Raw genomic sequence first — 728 nt, forward strand, 5'->3', positions numbered from 1 at the left:
TCCTTAGGCTTCTCCTGCTTAGTCACCCCCTTCTTGTTGCGTGGCAGCGGCATCAAGCCGGCAAGCACCACTGCCCATTGCAATGCCTTGTTGCTTTCTTCCATAATCAGCAGGTCACCGGCCGTTTCCTTGGTGATCGTAATCGACCCGGCCGCACTGTTGATATTCGCATCACAGGTGGTGCGGTGGCCCAGCCGGGCAATGCGCTTGCCGTTAGCAAACACCGTCTTCGCCCCTTCCGCAATGGCCCCGGGCGGATGATCACTGCACACGACCGGATCACCTTCCCGGGCCACGGGCTTACCCTCAAAGAACACATTCGGCGACCCCTTGGCAATGTCGCCCTTGTTGCTGCCGTACTGACCGATGGCCGCCCCGGCAGCGGCACAGGCCCCGCCCACAAAACCGCCGGCGGCAGCGGCAGCGGCTATCACCAGTAATCCGGCCCCGCCCGTTGCGATAACGGCCACCGCCACCACCGCGCCCAACAAGATACCGCCCAAAGCCCCCCAAAGCCCGGCATTCTTATTCTGGTGAGCGATGGCATCCCCCACCCGGGCCGGATTTTCTCCTTCTGTTGCCACTTTACTCATGCCCAAGCCGGCAGCAATGGCATGACCGAGGGGTTCCCCCACCATCATGCCTAATTCCGCCCCCGCCATCCCCGCCGCGACACCCACCGCAAAAGGTGCCGCTGCGCCGGTGGCCACCGCATAAGCCCCCCCTGC

General features: G+C 63.5%; 1 protein-coding gene. It reads right to left on the reverse strand.

Features of this window, described 5'->3' with window-relative positions; genetic code table 11:
* Window positions 1-593 (reverse strand): PAAR domain-containing protein (locus FE394_RS19150; protein WP_319927908.1); only part of this gene is annotated, 593 nt, incomplete at its 3' end.
* Window positions 594-728 lie beyond the last annotated feature (135 nt).

Origin of the sequence: Xenorhabdus littoralis (genome assembly GCF_033949345.1) — a bacterium.
Classification (GTDB): domain Bacteria; phylum Pseudomonadota; class Gammaproteobacteria; order Enterobacterales; family Enterobacteriaceae; genus Xenorhabdus; species Xenorhabdus littoralis.